Annotated in this window: 18 protein-coding genes and 1 tRNA gene; 5 read left to right on the top strand and 14 right to left on the bottom strand. The window is 70.2% G+C overall.

Going from position 1 to position 20,896, the window contains the following annotated elements; translation table 11 throughout:
• Window positions 1-50: 50 nt before the first annotated feature.
• Both JDV09_RS03845 and JDV09_RS03840 read right to left on the bottom strand, forming a co-directional pair.
• Window positions 51-126, bottom strand: a tRNA-Thr gene (locus JDV09_RS03845).
• Between the two features lie 53 nt (window positions 127-179).
• Window positions 180-1,424, bottom strand: coding sequence for a DNA polymerase III subunit delta' (locus JDV09_RS03840; RefSeq protein ID WP_221367783.1), 1,245 nt, complete (start codon window positions 1,422-1,424; stop codon window positions 180-182).
• A gap of 82 nt (window positions 1,425-1,506) precedes the next feature.
• On the opposite strand from JDV09_RS03840, the gene JDV09_RS03835 reads away from it, so the two are divergent.
• Complete coding sequence (locus JDV09_RS03835; RefSeq protein WP_221367782.1) at window positions 1,507-3,114, top strand: adenylate/guanylate cyclase domain-containing protein; 1,608 nt, start codon at window positions 1,507-1,509, stop codon at window positions 3,112-3,114.
• Here JDV09_RS03835 and topA read toward each other — a convergent pair.
• The 3 genes from topA to JDV09_RS03820 all read right to left on the bottom strand — a co-directional run bounded on the left by topA (window position 3,111) and on the right by JDV09_RS03820 (window position 7,044).
• Window positions 3,111-5,933, bottom strand: a complete 2,823-nt coding sequence (topA, locus tag JDV09_RS03830) for a type I DNA topoisomerase (protein WP_221367781.1) — start codon at window positions 5,931-5,933, stop codon at window positions 3,111-3,113. The genes JDV09_RS03835 and topA overlap by 4 nt on opposite strands.
• A gap of 138 nt (window positions 5,934-6,071) precedes the next feature.
• Window positions 6,072-6,671: a hypothetical protein gene (locus tag JDV09_RS03825; RefSeq protein ID WP_221367780.1), complete on the bottom strand. Its 600-nt coding sequence runs from the start codon at window positions 6,669-6,671 to the stop codon at window positions 6,072-6,074.
• 169 nt (window positions 6,672-6,840) lie between these two features.
• A complete protein-coding gene (locus tag JDV09_RS03820; RefSeq protein ID WP_011562175.1) occupies window positions 6,841-7,044 on the bottom strand; it encodes a cold-shock protein in 204 nt (67 codons plus the stop codon).
• Between the two features lie 303 nt (window positions 7,045-7,347).
• On the opposite strand from JDV09_RS03820, the gene sftH reads away from it, so the two are divergent.
• The gene (gene sftH, locus JDV09_RS03815) at window positions 7,348-9,693 is read left to right on the top strand and encodes a DNA 3'-5' helicase SftH (protein ID WP_221367779.1); all 2,346 of its coding nucleotides are present in this window, start codon (window positions 7,348-7,350) and stop codon (window positions 9,691-9,693) included.
• A 119-nt stretch (window positions 9,694-9,812) separates the two neighbouring features.
• On the top strand, window positions 9,813-10,913 hold the full coding sequence (locus JDV09_RS03810) for a PAS domain-containing protein (RefSeq protein WP_221367778.1): 1,101 nt from the start codon (window positions 9,813-9,815) through the stop codon (window positions 10,911-10,913).
• On the opposite strand, the gene JDV09_RS03805 is transcribed toward JDV09_RS03810, so the two are convergent.
• The 7 genes from JDV09_RS03805 to ssd are packed head-to-tail and all read right to left on the bottom strand — an operon-like array spanning window position 10,910 to window position 15,443.
• Entirely contained in the window at window positions 10,910-11,224 is a 315-nt protein-coding gene (locus JDV09_RS03805) for an Rv3654c family TadE-like protein (protein WP_221367777.1), read from the bottom strand. The genes JDV09_RS03810 and JDV09_RS03805 overlap by 4 nt on opposite strands.
• A 31-nt stretch (window positions 11,225-11,255) precedes the next feature.
• Window positions 11,256-11,555 (bottom strand): TadE family type IV pilus minor pilin, encoded by a 300-nt coding sequence (locus JDV09_RS03800; RefSeq protein ID WP_221367776.1) that lies wholly within the window; start codon window positions 11,553-11,555, stop codon window positions 11,256-11,258.
• Window positions 11,556-11,578: 23 nt separating this feature from the next.
• Window positions 11,579-11,758 (bottom strand): DUF4244 domain-containing protein, encoded by a 180-nt coding sequence (locus JDV09_RS03795; RefSeq protein ID WP_372452837.1) that lies wholly within the window; start codon window positions 11,756-11,758, stop codon window positions 11,579-11,581.
• 46 nt (window positions 11,759-11,804) lie between these two features.
• Window positions 11,805-12,377: a type II secretion system F family protein gene (locus JDV09_RS03790; protein ID WP_221367774.1), complete on the bottom strand. Its 573-nt coding sequence runs from the start codon at window positions 12,375-12,377 to the stop codon at window positions 11,805-11,807.
• Entirely contained in the window at window positions 12,374-13,180 is an 807-nt protein-coding gene (locus JDV09_RS03785) for a type II secretion system F family protein (protein ID WP_221367773.1), read from the bottom strand. Before JDV09_RS03785 ends, JDV09_RS03790 begins: the two co-directional genes overlap by 4 nt.
• A complete protein-coding gene (locus JDV09_RS03780; protein WP_221367772.1) occupies window positions 13,177-14,355 on the bottom strand; it encodes a TadA family conjugal transfer-associated ATPase in 1,179 nt (392 codons plus the stop codon). Before JDV09_RS03780 ends, JDV09_RS03785 begins: the two co-directional genes overlap by 4 nt.
• Window positions 14,352-15,443: a septum site-determining protein Ssd gene (ssd, locus tag JDV09_RS03775; protein WP_221367771.1), complete on the bottom strand. Its 1,092-nt coding sequence runs from the start codon at window positions 15,441-15,443 to the stop codon at window positions 14,352-14,354. Before ssd ends, JDV09_RS03780 begins: the two co-directional genes overlap by 4 nt.
• Before the next feature lie 444 nt (window positions 15,444-15,887).
• Between ssd and JDV09_RS03770 the strand changes: the two genes are divergently transcribed.
• The gene (locus JDV09_RS03770; RefSeq protein ID WP_221367770.1) at window positions 15,888-16,745 is read left to right on the top strand and encodes an HAD-IB family hydrolase; all 858 of its coding nucleotides are present in this window, start codon (window positions 15,888-15,890) and stop codon (window positions 16,743-16,745) included.
• 471 nt (window positions 16,746-17,216) lie between these two features.
• Here JDV09_RS03770 and JDV09_RS03765 read toward each other — a convergent pair whose 3' ends face one another.
• The gene (locus JDV09_RS03765; RefSeq protein ID WP_221367880.1) at window positions 17,217-17,945 is read right to left on the bottom strand and encodes a Fic family protein; all 729 of its coding nucleotides are present in this window, start codon (window positions 17,943-17,945) and stop codon (window positions 17,217-17,219) included.
• 168 nt (window positions 17,946-18,113) lie between these two features.
• On the opposite strand from JDV09_RS03765, the gene acs reads away from it, so the two are divergent.
• Window positions 18,114-20,078: an acetate--CoA ligase gene (gene acs, locus JDV09_RS03760; RefSeq protein WP_221367769.1), complete on the top strand. Its 1,965-nt coding sequence runs from the start codon at window positions 18,114-18,116 to the stop codon at window positions 20,076-20,078.
• A gap of 58 nt (window positions 20,079-20,136) precedes the next feature.
• Here the strand turns inward: acs and JDV09_RS03755 are convergent, their stop codons facing one another.
• Entirely contained in the window at window positions 20,137-20,841 is a 705-nt protein-coding gene (locus tag JDV09_RS03755) for a chymotrypsin family serine protease (protein ID WP_443678022.1), read from the bottom strand.
• Between the last annotated feature and the right edge of the window lie 55 nt (window positions 20,842-20,896).

Raw genomic sequence — 20,896 nt, 5'->3', positions numbered from 1 at the left:
TGCGAGATTTCGGGCCCGGATTCGCAGTGCGCGCACGCTGGGCGCACGCGTGGAGCCGCCTGGGGGAATCGAACCCCCGACCTATTCATTACGAGTGAATCGCTCTGCCGACTGAGCTAAGGCGGCCTACCGGCGCACCGGCGGCCTGAGTCTACGGCAGGGGTCCCCGGGCACCCAAGTCAGCCGCGCAGCGCCTGTCCGACGGTGCCCACCATCGCGTCCACGGCGAACTTGGGTTTCACGTTGACGGCCAGCGCCTCGCGGCACTCCAGCACCGCCTCGATGCAGCGCAACAGCTTCTCCGGCGAAGCGTGTGCAGCCAGCGCGGCCACCTTGTCCGCCATGTCGGGGTGGTTCGCCGAGACCCCGCCGGCACCCGAGGCCACCAGCAGCGCGTCGCGGAAGTAGGTTGCCAGGTCGATCAGTGCGCGATCCAGCGCGTCGCGCGAGGCCCGGGTCTGCCGGGATTTCTGCCGGCGCTCGAGATCCTTGAGCGCCCCGGTGGACCCCCGCATGGTCCCGGCGGTACCCTTGCCGGTCCCACCCGCCCCGAGCGCCGTGCGCAGCTCCTCGGCCTCGGCCTCGTTGCGGTCCTCGGTGAGGGCCTTGGCCTCCGCTTCGGCAGCGGCCACCAGCTCCTCGGCGGCGGCGAACGCCCGCGACGGCGTGGCCGCCTCGCGAGCCAGACCCAGCGCACGCTGCCGCCGTTGCCGAGCCTGCTCGTCGGTGGCCAGCCGCCGCGCCCGCCCGACATGACCGCCGCTGACCGAGGCCGCCCATGCCGCGTCCTGCTCGGTCAGCCCGTCGGAATCCACCAGCACCCTGGCGATGGCATCCACCGACGGGGTGACCAGGGCGACGTGGCGGCACCGGGAACGCAACGTGATCGCGATGTCCTCCGGATCCACCGAGGGCGCGCACAGCAGGAACACCGTCGACGGCGGTGGCTCCTCGACCACTTTCAGCAGCGCGTTGGCCGCCCCCTCGGTCAGCCGGTCGGCATCCTCGACGACGACGACCTGCCATCGACCGGTGCCGGGGCGGCGCGATGCGATCTGCACGATGGTGCGCATCGCGTCGACCCCGATGGAGAGCCCCTCCGGCACGATGCGGCGTACGTCGGCGTGCGTACCGGCCATCGTGGTGGTGCAGGCCCGGCATTCACCGCAACCGGGATCGCCCGTCGAGGTGCACTGCAGCGCGGCGGCGAAACACAGTGCCGCGACGGATCGCCCGGACCCGGGCGGACCGGTGATCAGCCAGGCGTGGGTCATCGCCCCCGCCGACCCGGCCGGCCGGGCAGCGGTATCCCTCACATCCCGGCCGGCTCTGTGAGTGGAATCACCCCGGGCCGCCCGCGCCGCTGCCATCAGCTCTTTCTCGACCGCACCCTGGCCCACCAGGCGCGAGAAAACACCCGTCATCGCCCATAACAGTAGTGCTGCGAACCGACACGTCCGTCCCAGACGCCCCGTCCGGGTCAGTTCCGACCGATACGGTGAACGGATGGCTGCGGAGGCGACCGAGGTGGGGCGGATCAGTGCATTCGTCCGATGGGTCGCGCGCACCCCATGGCCGGTGTTCACGCTGGGCATGCTGCAGGCCGACATCATCGGCGCGCTGCTGGTGCTGGGCTTCCTGCGGTTCGGGCTGCCGCCCGAGGATCGCATCCAGCTGCAGGACCTCCCGGCCTCCAACCTGGCGATCTTCCTGACCTACCTGTTCGTGTCGTTCACCGTGGCCTCGTACCTGACGCTGCGCATGCTCATCCCGGTGATGCGCTGGCAGCGCCGGGACATGCTGCTGGGCGACCGCGACCCGGCCGACACCGAGGTGGCCCGCATGCGGGCGCTGAAGATGCCGTTCTACCGTTCGGTGATCAGCGCCACCAACTGGCTGCTCGGCTCGGTGGTGTTCATCGTGGCGAGCTGGCCGGTGGCCAGCAAGTCGGCGCCGGTGGTGGCCGTGGCGACCGGACTGGGCGCCACCGCGACCGCGATCATCGGCTACCTGCAGTCCGAGCGGGTGCTGCGACCGGTGGCGGTCGCCGCGCTGCGCGGCGGGGTGCCGGAGACCTTCCGCGCGCCCGGGGTCATCCTGCGCCAGGTGCTGACCTGGGTGCTGTCCACCGGCGTCCCGGTGCTGGCCATCGTGCTCGCCCTGGCGGCCAGCAAGTTCGAGGTGCTCACCGCGCCCGCCGACCAGCTGATCACCACGATCCTGCTGCTGGCGATCGTCGCGCTGGTGATCGGGCTGTCCAGCACCGTGCTGGTGGCGATGTCGATCGCCGACCCGTTGCGCCAGCTGCGCTGGGCCCTGGGCGAGGTGCAGCGCGGCAACTACAACGCACACATGCAGATCTACGACGCCAGCGAGCTGGGCCTGCTGCAGGCCGGGTTCAACGACATGGTGCGCGACCTCGCCGAGCGGCAGCGGCTGCGCGATCTGTTCGGCCGCTACGTCGGCGAGGACGTCGCGCGCCGCGCGCTGGAACGCGGCACCGAGCTGGGCGGCCAGGAACGCGAGGTCGCGGTGCTGTTCGTCGACCTGGTCGGATCGACCCACCTGGCCGCCACCATCCCGGCGGCCCAGGTGGTCAATCTGCTCAACGACTTCTTCCGGGTGGTCGTCGACACCGTGAACCGGCACGGCGGGTTCGTCAACAAGTTCCAGGGTGACGCGGCGCTGGCCATTTTCGGCGCCCCGATCGAGCATCCCGACGCCTCCGGGGCCGCGCTGGCGGCCTCCCGTGAGCTGCACGACGAGTTGATCAACGTGCTCGGCGAGACCGACTTCGGGATCGGGGTGTCGGCCGGTCGGGCGATCGCCGGCCACATCGGCGCCCAGGCCCGGTTCGAGTACACCGTGATCGGCGACCCGGTCAACGAGGCGGCCCGGCTGACCGAGCTCGCCAAGATGGAGAAGGGCCACGTGCTGGCCTCGGCCGTCGCCGTCAGCGACGCCCTGGACGCCGAGGCGCTGTGCTGGGACGTCGGCGAGATCGTCGAGTTGCGCGGCCGCACCGCGCCGACCCAGCTGGCCCGGCCGATGAATCTGGCGGTGGCCGGCGAACCCACCAAGATCGCCGACGAGCTGAGTCGCCGACCCGGCTAGCCCTTTTTGGCCGCCTTCTTCGCGGGTGCCTTCTTGGTGGCCTTGCGGGTCCGTTTGACCGGTCCCCTGGCCCGGCGGTCGGCCAGCAGCTCGGCCGCCCGCTCGTCGGTGATCGACAGCACGTCGTCGCCCTTGCGCAGGCTGGCGTTGGTCTCGCCGTCGGTGACGTAGGGGCCGAACCGGCCGTCCTTGATGACCATCGGCTTGCCGCTGACCGGGTCGTCGCCCAGCTCGCGCAGCGGCGGTGCCGCCGCGCGCTGCCCGCCACGCCGCTTCGGCTCGGCGTAGATCTTGAGCGCCTCGTCGAGGGTGATGTCGAAGATCTGGTCCTCGGTGGCCAGCGACCGCGAATCGGTTCCGCGTTTCAGGTAAGGCCCGTAGCGGCCGTTCTGGGCGATGATCTCCTCGCCGTTGGCCGGGTCCACCCCGACCAACCGCGGCAGCGACAGCAGCTTCAGGGCGTCCTCGAGCGTCACCGTCTCCAGGTCCATCGACCGCAGCAGCGAGCCGGTGCGCGGCTTCGGGCCGGTCGGCTTCTTGCCCTTCTTGGCCGTCGAGCCCGCCTCGCCGTCGTCAGGCGGCGGCTCCGGCAGCACCTCGGTCACGTACGGGCCGTAGCGGCCGTCCTTGGCCACGATCTCGTGACCGGTGTCCGGATCGATTCCCAGCGAACGGCCCTCTTGCGGTGTGGCGAAAAGCTTTTCGGCCAGCTCCAGGGTCAGCTCATCCGGGGTCAGCTCATCGTTGAGGTTGGCACGCTGAGGCTTGAGCTCACCGTCGGGATCGTCGGGGTCGACGACCATGCGTTCCAGGTACGGGCCGTTGCGGCCGACCCGGACGTTGACCGCGCGCCCCTCGGAGTCGTCGAACAGCTTGATGGAGTTGACCTCTCGGGCGTCGATCCCTTCGAGGTTGCCGCCGACGAGCTTCTTCAGCCCACCGGCGCGGGCGATCGAACCATCCACCCCGTGCTGACCACCGAAGTAGAAGTTGTTGAGCCAGTTGGTCCTTCGCTCGTGTCCCGCGGCGATCTCGTCGAGCTCGTCTTCCATCGCGGCGGTGAAGTCGTAGTCGACCAGGCGGCCGAAATGCTGTTCGAGCAGCCCGGTGACCGCGAACGCCACCCAGGACGGCACCAGTGCGCTGCCCTTCTTCTGGACGTAGCCGCGGTCCTGGATGGTCTTGATGATCGAGCTGTACGTCGACGGCCTGCCGATGCCGAGATCCTCGAGCGCCTTGATCAGCGACGCCTCGGTGTAGCGGGCCGGCGGCGAGGTCGAGTGCCCGTCTGCGGTCAGATCCCTGGCATCGACACGCTGGCCCTGGGTCAGGTTGGGCAACCTGCTCTCGGCGTCGTCGGACTCGCCACCGGCGAGCTCGTCGATGCTCTCCACGTAGGCCTTCAGGAAGCCCGGGAACGTGAGGGTACGGCCGCTGGCGTTGAACACCACCTGCTCGCCGCCGACGGCGGTGCCGTCAATCGTGCGGGAGACGGCGGTGCCGGCGATGCGCAGGCTCAACGTGGTGCCACGGGCATCGGCCATCTGCGAGGCCACGGTGCGCTGCCAGATCAGCTCGTAGAGCCGGAACTCGTCGGTGTCCAGCGCCGAGTGCAGCTGACCGGGGGTCTGGAACACGTCACCGGCCGGCCGGATGGCCTCGTGGGCCTCCTGGGCGTTCTTGACCTTGCGGGTGTACTGCCGCGGCGTCGGATGCAGGTATTCCTCGCCGTAGAGCTGACGGGCCTGGCTACGCGCCGCCTCGATGGCCGACTGCGACAGCGTGGTCGAGTCGGTACGCATGTAGGTGATGTAGCCGTTCTCGTAGAGGCGCTGGGCGATGCTCATCGTGCGCTCGGAGGAGAACCGCAGCTTGCGGCCCGCCTCCTGCTGCAGCGTCGAGGTCATGAACGGCGCATAGGGCCGGCGGGTGTACGGCTTCTGCTCGACCGAGCTGACGGCCAGCTGGGCACCGCGCAGTCCGGCCGCCAGCGCGCCGGCGGCGGACTCGTCGAGCACCAGCACCTCGTCGGGCTTGCGCACCGCACCCAGCGAGTCGAAGTCCCTGCCGGTGGCCACCCGCCGCCCGTCGACGGTGTTGAGCTTGGCGGTGAACGTCGGCGGGCTGGCCTGGGCATCGGACACGCTGGCGTCGAGCTCGGCGGTCACGTCCCAGTACGCCGCGCTGCGGAACGCCATCCGTTCACGTTCGCGCTGGACGATGATGCGGGTCGCGACCGACTGCACGCGCCCCGCCGACAGCTTCGGCGCGACCTTCTTCCACAGCACCGGGCTGACCTCGTAGCCGTAGAGCCGGTCGAGGATACGGCGGGTCTCCTGGGCGTCGACCAGGTCGTTGTCCAGGTCGCGGGGGTCCGCGGCGGCGGCGCGGATCGCCGGCTCGGTGATCTCGTGGAACACCATCCGCTTGACCGGTATGCGCGGTTTGAGTGTCTCGAGCAGGTGCCAGGCGATCGCCTCGCCCTCCCGGTCGCCGTCGGTGGCCAGGTAGAGCTCGTCGACGTTCTTGAGCAGGTCCTTCAGCTCAGCAACCGTGGCCTTCTTGTCCGGGCTGATGATGTAGAGCGGCTCGAAGTCGGCGTCGACGTTGACCCCCAGCCGGGCCCACGGCTCGGATTTGTACTTGGCGGGCACATCGGCGGCGGCGCGTGGCAGGTCCCGGATATGGCCACGGGAGGATTCGACGATGTAGTTGGAACCCAGATAACCAGCGATTTTGCGCGCCTTGGTGGGCGACTCGACAATGACGAGTCGCCGGACAGTTCCATTTCCCCCGCTGCCGCGGTCCCCGTCAGCCACCTGGTCTGTTCACCGATCTAGCTCCACCTCTTCTGCTGCCCGCAGGTTCGCATTTCACTCATGCGGCCCGCGATGGCAACTGACAATTTCGCACCCCCGGCCTGCCGACGCAAACCGGCCCTCCCCCCTCGGACGGCCTCAGACCGGCTGGACGCTGGGCCACTGCGACAACGCCTCGGGATCGGCCGGAGGTTCCCCCACGTTCTCTACCAGGCGAGACAGCCGCCGTCGCCCACTGATCCGCAACGCCGGACGTGACCCCCTGGTGCCGATCAACGTCGGCGCGATTCCCACCCTCATCATCGCCGACGCGAGCGCGGAATGCGTGTCGGGGGCATGCGGGTCCAGCCCCAGCAGATAGCGGTCGGCCTCCCGCGAGCCTGCCGCCAGCGTCCAGGCCCGCAGCTCGCGTGGGCCCGGCAGCCACTGCGGGGGCACCGTCTTGACCGCCCCCCTGGTCCATTCCTCGGCGATCCCGACCAGCCGGGCGTCCACCGCCGTGCGCACCAGCGGGGTGTTCTCGTCGGTGCGGACGATCTCCGGCTGCACGCCGGCGTCGGCGATCATCTCGGCCAGCGCCTCGGCGCGCCACATCCGGTCCACCACCACGGACAGCCGCGCCGCCTGTCCGTCGGCACCGCTGACGAGCACCACCTGTCCCGGGCCGGCCAGCATCCCCGTCAGATCGGCGATCGCCGGGGGCACCGACTCCGCCGAGAAGAAGGACAGCTGGCTCACACTCCCGACCCTAGGGCAGCCTGCCCGTCCAGTCGGGATACCGGGCCGCACCGAGTTCGCGCCGAACGGATCAACCCGGAAAGGAACAACCCCCGCGCCGTCCAGAGCGATGACGCGGGGGTGTTCGATGTGGTTTCGAGCCGAGGGCTCGGTGGTCTTCGGTGGCCGCTCAGATGGTCCGAACGCCGGTGGCCTGCGGCCCCTTGGGGCTCTGGCCGACCTCGAACTCGACCTTCTGGTTCTCCTCGAGGGTGCGGAAGCCGCTTCCCTGGATCTCCGTGTAGTGAACAAACACGTCCGCCGACCCATCTTCAGGCGCGATGAAGCCGAACCCCTTCTCCGCGTTGAACCACTTCACAGTTCCCTGTGGCATCTTTCGTACTTTCCTTCTCTGTATTCACCGGGTGCGGTCCACCGTCCTTCGGAAGACCGGGCCCGTTCCGACCGCCATACCTTCGTGGAGTGCTCGGAACTCGACCCGACCTACAACCCTCGCAGGAACCGCGATCGCAACGTCGTTCCTGCGAGTGTTGGGACACGAACACAGAAGCTGCGACCGCGAGTAGTCAATCACGTTCCGGCCTGCGGCGACAGTCTCAACGCAATCACGTAGTGAACAATTCACATGGGGCGGGTTTCGGGCGGTGGACAGGCGACACGCGGGAGGTGCTCGGTGATGGATTCGGCGCCCGATTTCGGTCGTGAGCTGCTCGCGTGCGCGGTAGACGGCACCGCGGCCGACGAACACCCCCTGCGGCACGTCGCGGATCTACCTGCGCGCCGGGCCAGGTCCGGTCGCTGGCCGTCCTGGGCCGACCCAGATGTGGTGCGAGCCTTCCTTGATCAGGGTGTGGCCGAACCGTGGTCGCATCAGCGGTCGGCCGCCGATCTGGCGCACGACGGCAGCCATGTGGTATTGAGCACCGGGACCGCGTCGGGCAAGTCCCTGGCCTACCAGTTGCCGATCCTGACGGCGCTGGCGGAAAACCCGAGGGCGCGAGCGCTGTACCTGTCCCCGACCAAGGCGCTCGGACACGATCAGTTGCGCGCCGCCGCGACGCTGACCGGGGCGGTACCCAGGCTCGCCGACGTCGCGCCGACGCCGTATGACGGCGACAGTCCTTCCGAGGTCCGCCGTTTCGCCAGGGAGCGGTCGCGGTGGATCTTCTCCAACCCCGACATGATCCACCTGTCGATGTTGCGCAACCACGCCCGCTGGGCGGTGTTCCTGCGCCAGCTGCGCTACCTGGTTGTCGACGAATGTCATTACTACCGGGGAATTTTCGGCTCCAACGTGGCGATGGTCCTGCGTCGCCTGCTACGCCTGTGCGCGCGCTACGCGCCGCCCGGCGGGCAGGTGGGCGGACCCACCGTCATCTTCGCCAGCGCGACCACCGCCGAACCCGAGGCCACCGCCTCCGAACTGATCGGCCAGACCGTCCGGGCGGTGACCGACGACGGCTCCCCCCGGGGCGCACGCACGGTCGCGCTGTGGGAGCCGGCGCTGATCGGTGATCTGATCGGCGAGAACGGGGCACCCGTTCGCCGGTCCGCGGGCGCCGAGGCGTCCCGTGTGATGGCCGACCTGATCACCGAGGGTGCCCGGACACTGACGTTCGTGCGCTCGCGACGTGGCGCCGAACTCGTCGCCCTGGGCGCCAGGGCCCGACTGTCCGACACGACACCGGATCTGGCCGCACAGGTGGCCTCCTACCGGTCCGGGTATCTCGCCGAGGACCGCCGGGCGCTGGAACGCGCGCTGGCCGACGGCGAACTGCGCGGCCTGGCGACCACCAACGCATTGGAGCTGGGGGTGGACATCGCCGGCCTGGACGCCGTTGTGCTGGCCGGGTTCCCCGGGACCGTGGCCTCGTTCTGGCAGCAGGCCGGTCGGGCGGGCCGACGCGGGCAGGGTGCACTGATCGTGCTGATCGCCCGTGACGACCCGCTGGACACCTACCTGGTGCATCACCCTGCGGCATTGCTGGACAAACCGATCGAACGGGTGGTGATCGACCCGGCCAACCCGTACATCCTTGGGCCGCAGCTGCTTTGCGCGGCCGCCGAGCTGCCGCTGACCGATGCCGAAGTCCGGATGTGGGGCGCCGAGGAGGTGGCCGGCACGCTTGTCGACGACGGGCTGCTGCGCCGCAGGCCGAGCGGGTACTTCCCCACCCCGGGCGTGGATCCTCACCCCGCGGTGGACATCCGCGGGTCGATCGGCGGACAGATCGCGATCCTGGAGACCGACACCGGGCGGATGCTGGGCAGCACGGGCACCGGACAGGCGCCCGCCGCGGTCCACCCTGGCGCGGTGTACCTGCACCAGGGCGAAAGCTACGTCGTCGACTCGCTCGACTTCGAGGACGGGATCGCGTTCGTCCACGCCGAAGACCCCGGGTACACGACCTTCGCCCGCGAACTGACCGACATCAGCGTCACCGGCGCCGGTGAGCATGCCGAGTTCGGCCCGGTCACCGTCGGCCTGGTCCCGGTGTCGGTGAGCAACACCGTCACCGGCTACCTACGGCGACGACTCGACGGCGAGGTGATCGACTTCGTCGAGCTCGACATGCCGACGCGCACCCTCGAGACCATGGCGGTGATGTGCACGATCACACCGGAGGCGCTGCAGGACAACGGGATCGATCCGCTACGGGTACCCGGTTCACTGCACGCCGCCGAACATGCCGCGATCGGGTTGCTGCCGTTGATCGCCAGCTGCGACCGGGGCGACATCGGCGGGGTGTCCACGGCGGCAGGCCCGGTGGACGGGCTGCCGTCGATCTTCGTCTACGACGGCTACCCCGGCGGGGCGGGCTTCGCCGCCCGCGGATTCCGGATGATCGCCGATTGGTGGTCGGCAACCGCCTCGGCGATCGACGCCTGCGAGTGCCCCTCCGGGTGCCCGTCGTGCGTCCAGTCCCCGAAATGCGGCAACGGCAACGATCCGCTCGACAAGGCCGGCGCGGTACGCGTGTTGAGGCTGGTCATCGGCGCGCTGACCAACGACGGGGGTTGAGTCGCTCTCGAGGGTGATCAACCCTCCTCGACGGTGATCAACCCACGACGATCGGCACCGAATGCGCCTCGTCGGCCGGCCGACCGGTCCGCAATTTACCCCTCGGTAAGATATTGGCCATGACCCACGACTGGATGCTCGTGGAGACACTCGGCACCGAGCCCGCCGTCGTCGCCCAGGGTGCCCACACCAAGGATCTGGTGCCCGTGCGCACCTTCCTGCGGCGCAATCCCCATCTCATGGCCATCCAGACCGCGATCGGCGAAACAGTCCGCGCGCGTGGCGGTTTGAGCAGCATCACCCCGAAGAACGACCGGGTCATCCGCACCGAGGTCGTGCAGATGACCGACGGTCGCATCCACGGTGTGCAGATCTGGGTCGGAACCCCCGACGAGGAGCCGCCGCCGCGGCCGCTGGTCGGCCCGCTGATCTGGGATCTGACCCGGGGCACGGCGAACGACACCGCGGAGTCGCTGCGGATCAGCGGATGGGATCCGGCCACCGAGGCCACCCACGGCCGCGCCTTCGCCGACGACCTGCCGCGGCGTGCTCTCAACCCCAGTGAGGCCAAGATCCTCGGCATGATCATCCAGCCCGAAGTGGGTGTGACCATCTGCAACACCTGGGATGTGACCGACTATCGCGGCGAACAGATCACGGTGGGGTTCGTCGCGCGGTCGATGCCCGAGGTCCAGGCCGACGGCAGCGAGCGGCTGATCTGCCGGGCGATGAACTGGCGCAGTGTGCGGGAGGGGACCAGCATCCAGCACGACCTCCTCGCTCAGCGAATCCTGAACGGGCTGGCCGAGCCGGGCGTGTACCGGGCACTGGTGGACCCGCAACATTGGACGCTGCTCAAGTGGCTCGATGACCCCGTGCCGTTTTTCGACTGGCGGGCCGGGATGATCAACGCTCGGGTGATACACCCCGACGACCAGGCCGCAGCGGCTGCGATGGCCGCCGAGTTCGACAGCGGGGGGGCGACGTCGGGCGTGCTGCGCATGGTCGCCCGCAGTGGCGGGTGGACGCCGGTGCACGTGTCGGTGCATCGGGTGGAGTTGGGCGACGGCATCTATGCCGGGCTGGCGATTCTGCGCCTGCCCACCGCAGCCGAGTTGACCGCAGCGGGCCTCGACGGTGCCGACGCTTCCGCCAAACCCGGCATCGGCCGGAAGGGCAGGTCCCGCAAGGACAAGGCGGACACGGCCGGGGGCTCCTAGCGCGACCGGTGTTCCTGCGGCCCTGCCCTGGCGAGGGCGGTGGCCGGCCCCGACCAGCGGCCACCCAGGCCCGGGGCCACGCGGACGGTCACCACCACGTCCAGTTCGTCCAACGCACAGGACCCCAGCACCGCATCCATCTCCTGCGCCAGCCGCTCCGCCCTCGCGCACGCCACACCGATACCCGCCGGGACCGCGTCCGCGCCGGCGAGTGCGGCGAGATCGGCTGCGGCTTGGGCGCGGTGACGCGCGATCACGGCCGAACCGATATGGGCACCGGCAACCGCAATCAAGACCAGGGCCGCCGCCATCGCCGCGGCGACCAGGCTGGCCGAGCCTCGCTCACCTGGGCTCTGCTGCCGCCCGCGCCTCGGCGGCGATCGAGATTCCCGGCAGCAGGGCCGATCTCGCCGTAACGGTGACCACGACGAAGCCTCCGTCACGACGCACCCGCACCGCCGCTCCCGCCGGGGCGATCGCCTGGGCGGCCTGCTGCGCGCCCTTCTGATCACCGCGCGCCACCAGTCGCGCCGCCTCCCGGGCCGAGTCGATGCAACGCACCTGTGTCGACACGGCGGCGACTCCGGCCAGGCAGCAGACCAGGACCACGACCAGCGCGATGATTCCGAAAGCTGCTTCCACGGTGGCGATTCCGCCGTCACCGGCTAGTTGCTCGTGTTCAGCGCGCGGGCGATGATGTTCGTCAGCGCGGTCACGATGGAATCTCCGGTGACGACGCTGTAGAGAATCGCGCCGAATGCCGCCGCGGCCACCGTCCCGATGGCGTATTCGACCGTACTCATCCCATCGTCGGCCACCGCGAGCGCCACAATCCTGCCTCGCATCTGGCAAAGGCGTTGTCTGACCATGCTTTTCCTCCTTCATCTTTAATCACAGGACTCCTGAGTCGAGGATGTCGCCGGCGAGGCCTGCGACGACGGGCACGATGCCCAGACACAGGAAGGCGGGCAGATAGCAAAGCCCGAGCGGCCCCGCGATGTGCACGGCCGCACGCTCGGCCCTGGCCGCCGCGGCGTCCGCCGCCGCGTCCCGCAACCGGGCCGCGAGCTCTTCGACTCCGTGCGCCAAGGCGGTGCCCGATGACGCGGAGCGACGCGCCAGCCGTAGAAAGGCCTCGACATAGCGGTCCGGCGGATTCTCGGTACCCGCCCAGGCCCGGGCCGGATCCGCGCCGAGGGCCAGGAGATCCGCGGCCCTGCGCAGCGGTGCCGCCAACCCGGCGGGGGCGGATCCCGCGACCCCGGCCGCCGCGATCGACACGGCCATCCCACAGCGCAGGCACGCGGCCAGAACCTCGAGGCTGGCCGCGACGGCCAGCTCGTCGTCGTGGCCGGGCGCTGCCCGGTCGGGCCCTCGGCCCGGCACGTCGACCCAGATCCTGGCCGCCCGCGGTCGAGGCCAGGTCAACAGCGACATCGCGAGAAGCATCGCCGCCCAACTCATGCGAGCACCCGAGCGGTGATCCGGTCCGACCAGAGCAGCCCGGCGCAGATCAGCAGCGTGCCGACGAGGAGAAACCAGCCGCCCGGACCCGGCGACATCAGAAACCCCAGCGGCTCGGCGCCGATGGCACAGCCCATCAGCACCCCCAGCGCGGGGAGCCCGGCGAGCACGGCTGCGGTGGCTCTGGCGCCGGCCAGGCCGGCCTCCACCCGTCCCCGGAACCGCTCGCGTTCGACCAAGTCGCACCGCGCCGCCTGCATCAGTGATGCGATCGCCAGCCCGTGGGTCTGGGCCAGCTCCCAGCAGACCGCCAGACGATCCCAGTGTGCCGGCACCCTCGAGCGCCGGGCCTCCGCGCGCAACCCCGCGACGACGTCGGCGCCGAGCACCGCCCGGGCCGCGACGCCGCGAAGGGCCCGTGCCACCCGCCCGTCCGACTCCGACGCGGCGGCCTCGATCGCGGCGACAGGGTGCGCGCCGATCCGCAGTTCGCCGACGAGGACGTCCAGCGCGCACTGGAGTTCGGCGGCCTCGTCACGGCCCTGCTGCCTGTGCCGCGCGCTCCGTCTCCGGGTGAACAGGGTGGCCGCCAACAGACCGATCGCCACCACCGCGGCCCCGGGCAGGGCCACCGCCGCCACCGCGGCGACCGCGGCGACCGCGGCGGCGATGATCGCGCCGCCCGCCGCTGCCGGCACCCGCGCGTGGCCCGGCCGCGCAGGTATGAGCGACCGGACGCGTCGGCGGATCGAGCACGGGGCGACCAACAACGCCGCCGCCAGCGCCAGCGCCGCGGCGCTCATGCTCCGGTCCGCTGCGCGATGAGGTCGGACAGTTCTCCGGCGCCGGGGCCTGCTCCGGTGCCGGCACGCCAGCAGGGCAGCACGCCCACCCGGCCGTTGCCGGTGCGCCGCAGCAGCCCGACCTCGCCGAGCCGCCGCCTGCCCGAGCGATCCCTGGCCATGTGCAGCACCACCTGGATCGCCGCGGCGAGTTGGCTGTGCACGGCGTCCCGGTCGAGCCCGGCGGGCGCGGCCAGTGCCTCGAATCGGGCGGGTACCTCGGCGGGGTTGTTGGCGTGCACGGTTCCCGCACCGCCGTCGTGCCCGGTGTTCAACGCGGCGAGCAGGTCGACCACCTCGGCGCCGCGCACCTCGCCGACGACGATGCGGTCCGGGCGCATCCGCAGTGCCTGTCTGACCAGATCGCGTACGGCGACCTGGCCGACTCCCTCGACGTTTGCCGCCCGCGCGACGAGGTTGACCAGGTGCGGGTGGCGCGGGGACAGCTCGGCGGCATCCTCGACACACACGATTCGCTCACCCGCGGGCACCGCGCCCAGCATCGCTGCCAGCAGCGTCGTCTTGCCCGCACCGGTACCCCCGGACACCACGAAAGCCAGCCGGGTACCGATGATGTCTCGCAGCAGCGGAGCGATCTCGGCATCGATGGTGCCGGACCCGAGAAGCGCATCGAGGCCCTGGGTGGCAGGACGCAGCACCCGCAGGGACAGGCAGGTACCCCCGGCCGCGATCGGAGGCAGCACCGCATGCAGCCGCACGGTGAACGGCCCTCCGGCACCGGCGGCACCGAGGCCGCTCAGCTGGCCGTCGACCCACGGCTGGGCGTCGTCCAGCCGCCGACCGGCGGCCAGCGCCAGCCGCTGCGCGAGGCGGCGCACGGCGGCTTCGTCAGCGAACCGCACCGGGGCTCGTCGCAAACCATGCCCGTCGTCGACCCATACCGCGTCGGGGGCCGTCACCAGAACGTCGGTGGTGCCCGCAGCGCACAGAAGCGGCTGCAGGACGCCGGCACCGACCAGCTCGGTCTGCAATTCGCGCAGGCTGCTCAGGACCTCCGTGTCACCGAGCAGCCCGCCGGACTCTGCGCGGATGGCCTCGGCGATGACGTTCGGCCGCAGCGGGGCACCGTCCGCGGCGAGCCGCTCGCGGACCCGGTCCACCAGCGATGGGCTCACGCGGCACCCGCCGTGCGGTCGGGCTGGGGGCGACGGCCGACCACCTCGAGCACCGCGCGTGCCGCCGATGTCAACGGCGAACGCCTGCCCATCCGCAGACCGCCGTGCTCGAGTCTCACCTCGAGGCCGGGCTGTGGACGCATGGCGGCCAGCACCGGCAGCCCCACGATCCGCTCGACGTCGGCCGGTCGAAGCCCGCCGGGAGCCGGGCCACGCACGACGACACCGACATTCGGGTTGGCCGATGCCGCCCAGCGGGCGGTCGCCGCGGCCGCCGCGCACGATCGCACGTCCGCTGGAGTGATCAAGATCACCAGATCGGCGGCGGCCAGCGCCGTGTCGGTCACAGGGGTCGGCTGCCGGGCCACATCGCACACGACCGTGACACCGCCACGACTGCCCGCGTCGATCACCGCGGCCAGCGGGCGCGGGTCGATGTCGTTGCTGGAATCGCCGCCAGACAACACGCGACTGCCCGACAGCACGCTGACTCCGTGCCGCCGGGGCAGCGCGTCACGCAGTGCCCGATAGCTCAGGCGCCCGCCTTCCAGTGAAAGGTCGGTCCAGCGCAGTCCGGGTTCGGTCTCGCTACCGAGCACCAGATCCACCCCGCCGCCCCACGGATCCGCATCCACCAGGAGCGATTCCACCGCGGTGCGCGCCAGCGCCGTCGCGAAGACCGAGGCACCTGCGCCACCCCGACCCGCGAGGACCGCCACCACCGGGCCTCGGCCGTCGCCGCCGCGTGCGGCCTCCGCGGCATCGGCGAGAGCCGCCATCAGATCGCCGTCGGTGAGCAACGTCACAACCTGCTGCGCGCCGACGGCCACGGCCGCCCGCCAATCAGCAGGCGCGGGCTCATCGCCGCTGATCAACAGTACCCGCGGGCGTCGGGCCAGACCGCGTTCGGCGCACCGATACGCCGATGCGGCGTCGAGCAGAACCGCCGCAGCGCCCATCCACGCCCGACGGTCGGGCGGTGCACAGACCCGCACGGCCCGTAGGCCGGCCGCGGCTACCACCCGTTCGATGTCACCGGCGAGGGCGCGGTCCTCGATCAGAACCAAGATGTCTTCAGCGGTCCTCATGCCTCACAGCGTGGCCGCCCGGCAACCGTGCGGGAAAGGTCGGGAAGCGACGCGGCACGAATCTGTGGATGAACCGCGCGCTGGGGATAACGCGCTGGGAATAAAGCGCGCGGGTCGGCACGGCGAAAATGGTGTTCCGCAATCAGCGAAGGTTCGGTGATATATCCGCCGGGCGAAAAGTCCCACATAAAAGGGACGACCCCCGCCAGGGGGGGAGGAGGCGGAGGTCGTCGTGTATCAGCCCCGGGGGGTCGGGCTGATGCACACTCGGCATAAGCCGAGTGATGCCCACTATACACACGCAAGACAGTGCCGGCGCAAGTACCACGACGGCAACAAGTCGGCCACGACCTGGAAAGGCTGCAGTCACCGACACGTGGCGTGAACTGCCAATTTGTACGATCTGTCGCAATTTGTCACGCGGTGTCGCTCTATGCTGGGGCGGTGACCACATCCGACCCGGCGGCTGCGGTTCGCCACACCGCCGACGGTCCCGATTCAGTCGCCAGTCCCATTCGCACCGCTGCGTTCTTCGATCTCGACAAGACCGTGATCGCGAAATCCAGCACATTGGCTTTCAGCAAACCCTTCTTCAGTCAGGGGCTAATCAATCGGCGTGCAGTTCTCAAGTCGAGCTATGCGCAATTCCTGTTCTTGATGTCCGGTGCCGATCACGACCAGATGGACCGGATGCGCTCGTACATCACCAACATGTGCGCGGGGTGGGACGTCGAACAGGTCAAGTCGATCGTCGGTGAGACCCTGCACGAGATCGTCAACCCTCTGGTCTTCGCGGAGGCCGCCGAACTGATCGCCGATCACAAACTGTGCGGCCGCGACGTCGTCGTGGTATCGGCCTCCGGCGAGGAGATCGTCGCGCCGATCGCCCGTGCGCTGGGGGCCACCCACGCGATGGCGACCCGGATGGTCGTCGAGAACGGGAAGTACACCGGCGACATCGCGTTCTACTGCTACGGCGAGGGCAAGGCCGAGGCGATCCGGGCGCTGGCGGCCCGCGAGGGTTACGCGCTGGAGCATTGCTACGCCTACTCCGATTCGATCACCGATCTACCGATGCTGCTGAGCGTGGGCCATCCGACGGTGGTGAACCCCGACCGCGCGCTGCGCAAGGAGGCCGGCGCCCGCGGATGGCCGGTGCGCACGTTCTCCAAGCCGGTGTCGCTCCGCGACCGGCTGCCTGCGCCGTCGACGGCTGCGGTCGCCACCTCGGCGGCGGTCGGGGTGAGCGCCTTGGCGGCGGGTGCGCTCACCTACTCCCTACTGCGCCGATTCGCGTTCTGACCCGAGCTACCCGGCAGTAGCTGAGGCGCGTCGATAACGATCCGGGTTCGGAACGACGCCGGGAGCGCGTTTAGCCCTTGCTGTGATCGGGGTCACGTAGTACAAAGGAAGCACGGAAGCCGGGTGAGGCCAAGGCCGAACCGGAAGAGAAGGTTCGTTCTCCCGACCTCGGCTCCCCGGCACGGGTCCCGGAACCCACGCGGAGCACATGCCGCGGAATAGGCAGAAGCGTTGCGGGCCTGCGTAGTTGCGAAAACCGGACGTACATGACGACCTCTTGGGTGGGGTCTCAGACGTAACGGTTCGTAAGGACGCCGAGGCCACCCACGCAACCCCGAATGCACGCATGGTAACCGGAGATCCGTGCTGGCGGGCGGCGAGCCGAGCCGGTTTCAACAGCTGGGAACAGTTCTTGAGACCACATCGGATCGTCGCCCGCTTTGCGTTGCTGTGCGACGCGCCCAGCGATCCTCACGACGACATCGCCTGCGCGATGGCCAGGGCCTCCCGCGCGCCTGCGTGCAGCGCTTCACTGCTGAGCACCAGCCACGCCGCCAATCCGTCGGGAGTGCCCGAGGCAAAGCCTTGCGCCGCCGCCCGATAGTCGCCGGAGCGGCGCATCCAGTGCACCTCGGGGACCCCGAGCCCGTGCGGGTCCAGACCGCCGGCGATGGTGACCAACCGCGACACCGCGCGGGCCACCACGCCGTCGGCGGTGCCGAACGGCTGCAACGTCAGCAGCTCCCCGTGCGCGACCGCGGCCAGCACCGGCGCCGGTACCCGGGTGCCACCGGTGACGAGATCGGCGAGCAATTCCAGCCTGCGGCCGGTGTCGACGTCCCCGCGCGGGCGGCCCAGCGCGTCGCCGGCCACCAAGTCTGCGGCGGCCAACGCATGCAGCCGCGCGATCGCCTGCAGCGGCGCCCGCCGCCACACCCCGACCAGCGCCCCTTCCCCACCCTCGAGAGCGTCGGCCACCCGCAGCGCACCCGCCAGCACCGGATCGGCGCCGTCGCCATCGGGGCCCGCGGGCGGGAACTGCAGGCCGCCGCCCTCGAGCACCGAGGACGCCCGCGCCGCCCGCACCGCGGCCTCGGCGGCCGTCTTCGGCCAGCCGCGCAGGTTGGTGCGGTGCCGGTGCGCCCGGCCCAACGCCTCGCGCGCATCGTCGGCGGCCTGCTGGACGCCGGCCAGTGCCATCAAAGGGGCCAGCGGATCCCGATTCGCCGCGTCGCCGGCCCTGCTGCCCGTCACGCCGGACACGCTAGCCGACCGGCGGGCACCGCTCGTCGCGGATCTGGCGCCGCCCGCAGCCTCAGTTGTGAGTTGCCAACCTCAATGCAACGTTGGGTGACTACCCTCACAGTCATGACCGAGACGCATGTGGAAGCTCCGTCGCTGTATCCGCCCGACCCCGAGTTCGCCGCGAACGCCAACGCGACCGAGGCGTTGTACGACGAGGCCGAGGCGGACCGACTGGCGTTCTGGGCCAAGCAGGCCAACCGACTTTCCTGGGACACCCCGTTCACCGAGGTGCTCGACTGGTCGGACGCGCCGTTCGCCAAATGGTTCGTCGGCGGCCGGCTCAATGTCGCGTACAACTGCGTCGACCGCCATGTCGAGGCCGGCATCGGTGACCGGGTGGCCATCCACTGGGAGGGCGAGCCCGTCGGCGATGCCCGCGACATCACTTACTCCGAACTCAAGGACGAGGTCTGCCGGGCGGCGAACACGCTGGCCGGGCTCGGCCTCAAATCCGGGGACCGGGTGGCGATCTACATGCCGATGGTGCCCGAGGCGATCGTCGCGATGCTGGCCTGCGCCCGGCTCGGCGCCATGCACAGCGTCGTGTTCGCCGGTTTCTCCGCCTCGGCGCTGCGGGCCCGCATCGAGGACGCCCAGGCGACGCTGGTGATCACCTCCGACGGCCAGTTCCGCCGCGGCAAGGCCGCACCGCTGAAGGCCGGGGTGGACGAGGCGATCGAGAGCCTGGGCGACGACAACCCGGTCCGACACGTTCTGGTGGTGCGGCGTACCGGGATGGACGTGCCGTGGACCGACGGCCGTGACGTGTGGTGGGACGACACGGTGTCCAACGCCTCAGCCGAGCACACCCCCGAGGCGTTCGACTCCGAACAGCCGCTGTTCCTGCTCTACACCTCCGGTACCACCGGAAAGCCCAAGGGCATCATGCACACCTCGGGCGGCTACCTGACCCAGGCGTCCTACACCCACCTCAACGTCTTCGACATCAAGCCCGAGTCCGATGTCTACTGGTGCACCGCCGACATTGGCTGGGTCACCGGCCACACCTACATCGCGTACGGGCCGCTGTCCAACGGCGCCACCCAGGTGGTCTACGAGGGCACGCCGGCCTCCCCGGACGAGCACCGGCATTTCCAGGTGATCGAAAAGTACGGCGTGACAGTCTATTACACGGCCCCGACGGTGGTCCGCACGTTCATGAAGTGGGGCCGCGAACTGGCCTTCGGGCACGACCTGTCGAGCCTGCGGCTGCTGGGCTCGGTGGGCGAGCCGATCAACCCGGAGGCGTGGCGATGGTACCGCCTGGTGTTCGGCGGCGACCAGACGCCGGTGGTGGACACCTGGTGGCAGACCGAGACCGGCGCGGCGATGATCTCGCCGCTGCCCGGGGTGACCACCTGCAAGCCGGGGTCGGCGATGCGCCCGCTGCCGGGCATCTCCGCCAAGATCGTCGACGACGACGGCAACGAACTCGCCCCCAGCCCGGACTACGGCGAACACGTCACCGGCTACCTGGTGCTCGACAAGCCGTGGCCGTCGATGCTGCGTGGCATCTGGGGCGATGAGGAGCGATTCAGGGAGACCTACTGGTCGCGGTTCGCCGAGCAGGGCTGGTACTTCGCCGGCGACGGCGCGCGCTACGGCACCAACGGCGAGATCTGGGTGCTCGGGCGCATCGACGACGTCATGAACGTCTCGGGCCACCGGATCTCCACCGCCGAGGTGGAGTCGGCCCTCGTCGGCCACGCCGGTGTCGCGGAGGCGGCCGTCGTGGGTGCCACCGACGAGCACACCGGCCAGGGCATCTGCGCGTTCGTGATCCTCAAGGCACACCACGCGGACATGAGCCGCGACCAGATGATCGACGAACTGCGGGCCGAGGTGGCCCGCGAGATCTCCCCGATCGCCAAACCGCGCGAGATCCACGTGGTGCCCGAGCTGCCCAAGACCCGCAGCGGCAAGATCATGCGCCGGCTGCTGCGCGACGTCGCCGAGGGACGCGAGCTCGGCGACACCTCGACGCTGCTGGACCCCAGCGTGTTCGAGGCCATCCGGGCCAGCAAGTAGGCCGGGTCCGATCGCCGGCTCAGCCGGCCGGGTCCGATCGCCGGCTCAGCCGGCCGGGTCAGCCGGCGCCGACCGGGACGAAGCCGCTGCCGGGCCGGCCCTTGGCCGCGATATCCGCCAGCTGTGTGTTGATCGACATCGTGACGGCCGGCGTGTGCAGCGGGATGAACTTGACGATGCACGTCGGCAGGTTCTCGGAGAACGCTCCGTGGATCATCCCGATGAGGCGGTTGTTCACCGTGACCGGAGCGCCGGAGTCGCCGGGCCCGCCGCACACCTGGTTGAGGATGGTGCCGGGCTCCTCACCGGGCCCCCAGGTGACGCCACACGAGTAGCCCGTGGTGCGGCCCAGCTTGCACGCCACGTCGCCGAACTTCGGGTCGGGCCCGAGCCCGTCGATGCGGAAACCGTCGACGGTGTTGACCGGCCGGACCTTGCCGCGGTCGAACTGGATCACCGCGTAGTCCAGCGAGTCGTTACCGGCCACCATGGTGCCGACCACGCCGGCGTTCTCCTCCGCCTCGGAGGCGACCTGGGCCCCCGGTCCGCCGCAGTGCGCCGAGGTGAAACCGATCAGATTGCCCTGCCTGTCGGTGCCGATGGCGGTCAACGTGCACAGCGTGTCGCCATCGATCACGAGTCCGGAGCCGCCGCCGAGCGTCACCGCGTACTGTGCGTTCGCGGGCAGCGCCGGCGCGACGAACACAACGGTCAGTGCCGTGACGAGGGCGCGAAGAATCGGGCGGCACACGCTGATCCTCAAGTGTCAATCCCCAATCGAGGCGCCCGACCCGTCTTACCCGACAAACCCCGACAGT

This window comes from Mycolicibacterium xanthum, assembly GCF_019710635.1.
In the GTDB taxonomy this organism is placed as follows: domain Bacteria; phylum Actinomycetota; class Actinomycetes; order Mycobacteriales; family Mycobacteriaceae; genus Mycobacterium; species Mycobacterium xanthum.
The sequence above is the reverse complement of the archived record's forward strand: the minus strand, read 5'-3'. Positions and strand labels throughout refer to the sequence as shown.

Bases quoted from the DNA above. Each gene is read 5' to 3' on its own strand.
- JDV09_RS03795 (WP_372452837.1), bottom strand. From the start codon at position 11,758: ATGCGAGGCAGGATTGTGGCGCTCGCGGTGGCCGACGATGGGATGAGT.
- JDV09_RS03805 (WP_221367777.1), bottom strand. From the start codon at position 11,224: ATGGCGGCGGCCCTGGTCTTGATTGCGGTTGCCGGTGCCCATATCGGT.
- JDV09_RS03810 (WP_221367778.1), top strand. From the start codon at position 9,813: ATGACCCACGACTGGATGCTCGTGGAGACACTCGGCACCGAGCCCGCC.
- sftH (WP_221367779.1), top strand. From the start codon at position 7,348: ATGGATTCGGCGCCCGATTTCGGTCGTGAGCTGCTCGCGTGCGCGGTA.
- JDV09_RS03765 (WP_221367880.1), bottom strand. From the start codon at position 17,945: ATGGCACTGGCCGGCGTCCAGCAGGCCGCCGACGATGCGCGCGAGGCG.
- JDV09_RS03820 (WP_011562175.1), bottom strand. From the start codon at position 7,044: ATGCCACAGGGAACTGTGAAGTGGTTCAACGCGGAGAAGGGGTTCGGC.
- JDV09_RS03835 (WP_221367782.1), top strand. From the start codon at position 1,507: ATGGCTGCGGAGGCGACCGAGGTGGGGCGGATCAGTGCATTCGTCCGA.
- JDV09_RS03840 (WP_221367783.1), bottom strand. From the start codon at position 1,424: ATGACGGGTGTTTTCTCGCGCCTGGTGGGCCAGGGTGCGGTCGAGAAA.
- JDV09_RS03790 (WP_221367774.1), bottom strand. From the start codon at position 12,377: ATGAGTTGGGCGGCGATGCTTCTCGCGATGTCGCTGTTGACCTGGCCT.
- ssd (WP_221367771.1), bottom strand. From the start codon at position 15,443: ATGAGGACCGCTGAAGACATCTTGGTTCTGATCGAGGACCGCGCCCTC.
- acs (WP_221367769.1), top strand. From the start codon at position 18,114: ATGACCGAGACGCATGTGGAAGCTCCGTCGCTGTATCCGCCCGACCCC.
- JDV09_RS03785 (WP_221367773.1), bottom strand. From the start codon at position 13,180: ATGAGCGCCGCGGCGCTGGCGCTGGCGGCGGCGTTGTTGGTCGCCCCG.